Below are 6334 nucleotides of genomic sequence, written 5' to 3'. Positions count from 1 at the left end.
GAGGTGATGATCACCTTCAGGTCGGGTCGGTCGGGCAGCAGCCGCTTGAGATAGCCGAGCAGGAAGTCGATGTTGAGGCTGCGTTCGTGCGCCTCGTCGATGATGATCGTGTCGTAGCGGCGGAGCTTCGGGTCGGACGTGATCTCGCGCAGCAGGATGCCGTCGGTCATCACCTTGATCGCGGTGCTGTCGCCGGTCTTGTCCGAGAACCGGACGCTGTAGCCGACGAGCCCGCCGAGTTCGGTCTGCGTCTCGTCTGCGATGCGGCGCGCGACGGAGGTGGCGGCTATCCGGCGCGGCTGCGTATGGGCGATCGATTCGCGGCCGAGAGCGAGGCAGATCTTCGGCAACTGGGTCGTCTTGCCCGAGCCCGTCTCGCCGGCGACCACCACCACCTGGTGCTGCTCGACAGCCTGCGCGATCTGGTCCCGGCAGGCGCTGACCGGAAGCTCCGGAGGGAAGGTGAGGAGGGGTGCGGGCATGATCCTGTCATCCTATCGGCGTACCGAACATGATCCCGGCCACACCAGGGTGCCGCCGACATGTCATATTGGGAGCCATGGGATCTCTCTGGCACGGGTTCGCCGACATGGGCGCGGTGACCGACAACGGACCGTTCGTCATCACCAGGGGCGAGGGCGTCCGGATCTACGACGACGTCGGCCACGAGTATCTGGATGCGACCGCGGGCCTCTGGTTCACCAACGTCGGCCACGGCCGCCGGGAGATCGCCGAGGCGGTGGCAGGACAGCTCTCCTCGATCGCGCACTTCTCCAACTTCGGCGACTACTCCAACGACACCCTCGAGGCGCTCGCCGAGCGCGTGGCGGCGATGGCGCCTGCGGCCGGCGCCAAGGTCATGTTCACCTCGGGCGGCAGCGATGCCGTCGACACCGCGGTCAAGCTCGCCCGGCGGTACTGGACCGAGCAGGGGCTGCCGGGCAAGCGCATCATCGTCTCCCGGACCAAGGCCTACCACGGCATGCATGTCGGCGGCACCGCGCTGGCGGGCATCCCGCTCAATCGCGAGGGCTACGGCCCGGACTTCGTGCCCGACACCGAACGGATCGACTGGGACGACGCCAAGGCGCTCCTGGGCCTGATCGAGCGCGTGGGCGCCGAGAACATCGCGGCCTTCATCGCTGAGCCGATCATCGGCGCCGGCGGGATCTATCTGCCACCGGAGGGGTACCTGCGCGAGGTACGCGACATCTGCCGGGACCACGACGTGCTCTTCATCGCCGACGAGGTGGTGACCGGCTACGGCCGCATCGGGCACCGGCATTGGTTCGCCTCGACCCGTTTCGAACTCGACCCGGACATCATCACCTCTGCGAAGGGGCTGACCAGCGGCTATGTCCCGATGGGTGCGATGATCGCGGCGCCGCACGTGGCCGAGCCGTTCTTCGCAGGCGGCACGTGGTGGCGGCACGGCTACACCTACGGCGGCCACGCGGGGGCCGCAGCGGCGGCGATGGCCAACTTCGACATCATCGAGCGGGAGGGCCTGCTCGACGAGGCCACCCGGCTCGAAGGGGACCTGCAGAGGGCGTTCGCTCCGCTGGCTGATCTCGATTCGGTGGCCGAGGTACGGACGGGCCTGGGCGCGGTCACCGCCGTGCAGCTCGCCGACCCGTCGGATGCGCCCGCGGCGGTGCTGCGCCTGCGCACGCTCGGCGTCGCCGGGCGCGCCGCGGGCCTGGGTGCGCTGCAGGTCTCGCCGTCGTTCGTGATGACGACCGACGAGGTCGACACGCTGGCCGAGCGGTTCGCCGACGCACTGGGCTAGACGGCCTCGAAATCCCGGACCACCCCGGAATCCCGGACCACCTCGAATCACGGTGCCCGGCAATCCGGATTCGGCCTGGCACCCTCAGTTGAGGGTGCCAGGCCGAGTTGACGGTGCCGGGTACCGCTGCTTCGTCCGGGCGCTCAGTTCAGTGCGTGGACGTTGTTCGACAGATCGATGGCGTCGTAGGTGGTCTCGGTGACGGTCGTGTCGAGCTTCTTCGCGGTGATGGCCAGTCCTTCGCCGGTCTGGACGTACACGGTCCGTTCGGACAGGTCGTACCCGGCCCAGTAGCGGGAGTAGTCGCTCCACGAGCTGACGTCGCCCTTGTGCTCGAGTCCCGGCGGGATGATCACCGTGCGGAAGGCGGCGTACAGCTGGGCGATGCCCTGCTCGCGATCGAAAGGCTTGAGGTATGCGGCCAGGTTGAGGGCGCGGACCATACGCGAAGGCGCCGTGTAGTCGCCGGGCAGACCGAACATCCCGTAGCCGGTGCCGCCCTCGATCGGCTGCAGCTCTAAACCGGTAGGCAGCTTCCGCGCCGCCGCGGGATCGACGTTGTTCAGTGTGATGTAGTTGCCCACGTTGATCAGATGCCAGTCGTACTCGGGGCTGTTGGTGTACGCGCCCGCGTAGTCGTACAGCTTGAACGCGCCGTCCTCGACCGGTTCCAGGACGATGCCGTCCCCGGTGGTGTCGACGAAGCAGTAGTGGAGCGGCATCGAGATGTGCTGGCCGAAAGCGTCGTAGGGCTGGTCGAGGAGTGCGAAGTCGGCGTACCGCTCGCGGATCTCGGCCACGCTGCCGAACTGGGACAGGATGAAGCTCACGAACTCCTCGCCCAGCACGCCGGTCTGTTTACGCGCGGCGATGTCGGACGCAGCGCCGCGGGTGCACTCCATCAGCACCTGGGTGTCGCCGGCCAGGCCCTTCTCGTTGATGCCGTCGAGCAGGATGTTGGTGCCTTTGATACCGACGCCCATCGTGGCGTACTTGCTCTTCCACGCGGCCAGCGGACTCGGCATCTCGGCCCCGGCGGGCACGGTCGAGATGACGACGACGTTGTCCAGCGCGGCCGGCAGGCCGGCCGGCGTTCCGAACATCGGGATGTTCAAGTCCATCGTCCGACCCCAGAAGACGTCACCGTTCTCGGCGGTGATCCTGATTCCCGTGCACATGTTTTCCTCCATCGACGACGTGTCGCGTGTTTGACGTGATCCTGTCTTCGATTAGACCCCGGCGGACGGGGACGAGCCGCACCGGAACGCGATCCTGGCACGGAAGGGGCGGTGTCGGTCGCGATCACGACGCGAAGGCCGGTTTCGGTCGGGCGCCCACCTGTCGTGATTCGGGCCGTCGATGCTGAAAAGCGCTGTGCCCCAACCGGGGTCACCGGATGGGGCACAGCGCCTACTGCGTGAGACGTGCCTGTGGGCACGGACCTCAGGACTGCAGCTACGGGGGCCTGTTCGGGTCAGGCGAGAGTTTCGGCGATGGTGATCGCCTGACCGACGCCCTGCACGATCGACGCGGCCTTGAGCGCCTCGAAGACCTGCTCTCGGTCGAGCCCGGCCTCACGCACGACGTTCTCGTGCGCGCCGACGCAGTGCTCACAGCCGTTGATGGCGGAGACGGCGAGCGACCACAGCTCGAGGTTCGCCTTGTCGACGCCGGGGTTGCCGATGATGTTCATCCGCAGTCCGGGACGCAGGTCGTCGTACTTGCCGTCGAGGAAGCCTCGGCCGCGGTAGAAGACGTTGTTCATGCCCATGATCGAGGCGGCGCCCAGTGCGGCGTTGTAGGCCTCCGCCGACAGGTTGTCGGCGGCCTCGTCGGCGATCTCGCGCAGCACGGTCGCGTTGCGGGTCGCGGCGGCGGTGGCCAGGAGCGTGCCCCACAGCTTCTCCTCGTCGAGCACGGTGGTGCGCGAGAGGGAGCCGAGGTTCAGCTTGAGGTCCTTCGCGTAGTCCGGAAGGGCTTCCTTGAGATTGTCGATGCTCATCGTGTGAGATCTCTTCCAATCGGTTCGTGAGGATGTGCAGGGGCTTTCGTCGGACGCAGTCGGCCGGAGAAGGCCGGCCGACTGCGTCCGTCCGGCGGGGATCAGGCCGAGGCGCTCATGAGCTCGCCGGCGTCGATCGTCGGATCGCCCTTCTTCCAGTTGCAGGCGCACAGCTCGTCGCTCTGCAGAGCGTCGAGGACGCGAAGCACTTCGTCGACGTTGCGGCCGACCGAGACCGCGGTGACCGACACGAACTGGATCTCGTTGTTCGGGTCGACGATGAAGGTGGCGCGATCGGCGACGCCGTCGGCGTTCAGGACGCCGGTGGCCTCGGCGAGCTCACGCTTGAGGTCGCTGAGCATCGGGAAGGGGAGGGTCTTGAGGTCCTCGTGCTGTGCGCGCCACTGGAAGTGGACGAACTCGTTGTCGACCGAGGCGCCGAGCACCTGGGCGTCACGATCGGCGAACTCATCGTTCAGCTTGCCGAAGGCGGCGATCTCCGTCGGGCAGACGAAGGTGAAGTCCTTCGGCCAGAAGAAGATGACGCGCCACTGGCCCTTGTAGTCGTCGCTGGAGACGGTGGTGAAGTAGTCGTCCGGCTGCTGCGCGTCGACCTTGCTCAGGTCGCCGCCGATCACAGCGGTCAGGTTGTAGGCCGGGAACTGGTCTCCGATGGTGAGCAGTGCCATGTCATGACTCCTTCGTCTTGGGTGAATCACTGAGCCGGGTTGTCGGGTGTCTACCCGGCGGTAGTTCCCATTCTGCCTCAGTGGGTCTAAAAACGAAACGTGATGACACGCACTATATTGATAGCCATGAGTGATCAGAGTTATCAACCGGCGATCGGTGGGCTTCGGGCGTTCGTCGCAGTGGCGAAGAAGCTGCATTTCGTTTCTGCCGCAGCAGATCTCGGCGTGAGCCAGCCTTCGCTCTCGCAAGCGCTGGCAGGTCTCGAGGCGGGTCTCGGGATTCAGCTGGTGGAACGCACAACGCGCCGGGTGATGCTGACCGCTGAGGGGCGGCGACTGTTGCCCTCGGCGATGGCCGCCTGCGATGCCATCGACAACTTCCTCGCCGAGGCGGCGGGGGAGGATGATCCACTGCGCGGGTCGATCCGGCTCGGCCTGATTCCGACCATCGCGCCCTACATCCTGCCGCGGTTGCTGCGCGGGCTTCCGCTGCGTCGACCGGAGCTCGAGCTGCGAGTGGTGGAGGACCAGACCGCGCGGCTGCTGCAGCAGTTGCGCGACGGCACGCTCGACGCCGCCGTGCTCGCACTACCCGCGAACGCCGCCGGCATCGGGGAGATCGAGATGTACGACGAGGACTTCGTCCTGGCGATTCCCGACGGTCATCCGCTGGCGGGCCGCAAGCGGCTGGCGCCGTCGATGCTCGCCGACCTCCCGCTGCTGCTGCTCGACGAGGGGCACTGCCTGCGCGATCAGGCTCTCGACGTCTGCCAGGCCGCCGGGGTCGACCCGGACCTCCGCCAGACACGGGCCGCGTCCCTGACCACCGCGGTCCAGTGCGTGGAGGGCGGGCTGGGCGTGACGCTCATCCCGCGCACCTCCGTGGCGGTGGAGACCGCGTCCGGCGAACTGGCCACCGCCGAGTTCACCAAGCCGCGCCCGGGCCGCCGGATAGGCCTGGTGTACCGGACGTCCTCCGGACGGGGCGCGGCCTACGCCGAACTGGCCGCCGACATCGCCGAACTGGTCGCCGAATCCGGCGACGTGACGCCGGTCCGCGCGGGCCGGTAGCGCCGGTGCGACGAGTCAGGCCCGCGCGGTGAGTGTTTCCCATTCGTCGATCAGACTCGAGTCGACGCCGCGGATCAGGTCGCCGAGGTCGTCGGTGATGTCCTCGATCTGTTCGGTCACCGCGGTCATCGGCAGGCCGCTGCGCAGCGCCCGGTAGCAGTCGGTGAGATAGCGCAAGACGACGCCCTCGCTGCGCTGCAGGCCGAACTCGCTGATCAGCTCGGTGAAGGTCATCGAGCGTTCGAGCATGTAGCGCAGCACCGACTTCGGGGAGGGCGGGGTGTTCGCCAGCCACGGATGACCGCGCTTGTATGTCTCGTAGGCGAAGCCGATCTCCTCGGCCAGCGGCTGCGGCCAGGTGATCTCCTCCAGCCGCGCCATCCGCTCCTCGTACTCGATCCCGTCGGCCTTCATCTCGGCCACTGCCGCGTCGCGGGCGACCTTGCGCTGGGCCATCAGCACCTGGCGGGGATCGTCGAGCGTCGACTCCAGGATGGAGACGACGTCGAGTGCGAACGACGACGACTCCGGATCGAGGAGCTCGAAGGCGGCGACGGCGAACGCCGACAGGGGATTGGTGAGCGCGAAGTTCTCCGGCAGGTCGATCGACAGTTCGACGCGCTTGCCGTCCGGCGCGGGCGAGTCCAGCCGGGTGACGATGCCGGTCTCGACCAGGTCGCGGTACAGGGCAATGGTGTGCTTGATGTACCGCAGTTGACGTTTGCGGGGCTCGTGATTGTCCTCGAGCAGGTGGCGCAGGGCGGCGAAGCAGTCCCCGGGCCG

At 67.4% G+C, this 6334-nt stretch carries 7 protein-coding genes; 2 read left to right on the top strand and 5 right to left on the bottom strand.

Annotated elements, in window-relative coordinates; all coding sequences use genetic code 11:
• The coding region (locus tag GX543_RS02480; RefSeq protein WP_290849551.1) for a DEAD/DEAH box helicase at positions 1-482 on the bottom strand (482 nt) is incomplete at its 3' end.
• Between the two features lie 77 nt (positions 483-559).
• Between GX543_RS02480 and GX543_RS02475 the strand changes: the two genes are divergently transcribed.
• A complete protein-coding gene (locus GX543_RS02475) occupies positions 560-1789 on the top strand; it encodes an aminotransferase class III-fold pyridoxal phosphate-dependent enzyme (protein WP_290849550.1) in 1230 nt (409 codons plus the stop codon).
• A gap of 143 nt (positions 1790-1932) precedes the next feature.
• Here GX543_RS02475 and GX543_RS02470 read toward each other — a convergent pair whose 3' ends face one another.
• The 3 genes from GX543_RS02470 to GX543_RS02460 all read right to left on the bottom strand — a co-directional run bounded on the left by GX543_RS02470 (position 1933) and on the right by GX543_RS02460 (position 4480).
• Positions 1933-2967, bottom strand: coding sequence for a linear amide C-N hydrolase (locus tag GX543_RS02470; protein WP_290849549.1), 1035 nt, complete (start codon positions 2965-2967; stop codon positions 1933-1935).
• Positions 2968-3263: 296 nt separating this feature from the next.
• Positions 3264-3791 (bottom strand): alkyl hydroperoxide reductase, encoded by a 528-nt coding sequence (locus tag GX543_RS02465; RefSeq protein ID WP_290849548.1) that lies wholly within the window; start codon positions 3789-3791, stop codon positions 3264-3266.
• 101 nt (positions 3792-3892) lie between these two features.
• A complete protein-coding gene (locus GX543_RS02460; protein ID WP_290849546.1) occupies positions 3893-4480 on the bottom strand; it encodes a peroxiredoxin in 588 nt (195 codons plus the stop codon).
• Between the two features lie 126 nt (positions 4481-4606).
• Here GX543_RS02460 and GX543_RS02455 point away from each other — a divergent pair, with 126 nt between their 5' ends.
• Positions 4607-5551: a hydrogen peroxide-inducible genes activator gene (locus tag GX543_RS02455; RefSeq protein ID WP_290849545.1), complete on the top strand. Its 945-nt coding sequence runs from the start codon at positions 4607-4609 to the stop codon at positions 5549-5551.
• 15 nt (positions 5552-5566) lie between these two features.
• Here the strand turns inward: GX543_RS02455 and GX543_RS02450 are convergent.
• A partial coding sequence (locus GX543_RS02450) for a DUF3516 domain-containing protein (RefSeq protein WP_290849544.1) occupies positions 5567-6334 on the bottom strand: 768 nt, incomplete at its 5' end.

This window comes from Gordonia sp. (in: high G+C Gram-positive bacteria) (genome assembly GCF_012515855.1).
GTDB lineage: Bacteria > Actinomycetota > Actinomycetes > Mycobacteriales > Mycobacteriaceae > Gordonia.
Note: the sequence above shows the minus strand (reverse complement) of the source record. Positions and strands in the feature narration are given on the sequence as shown.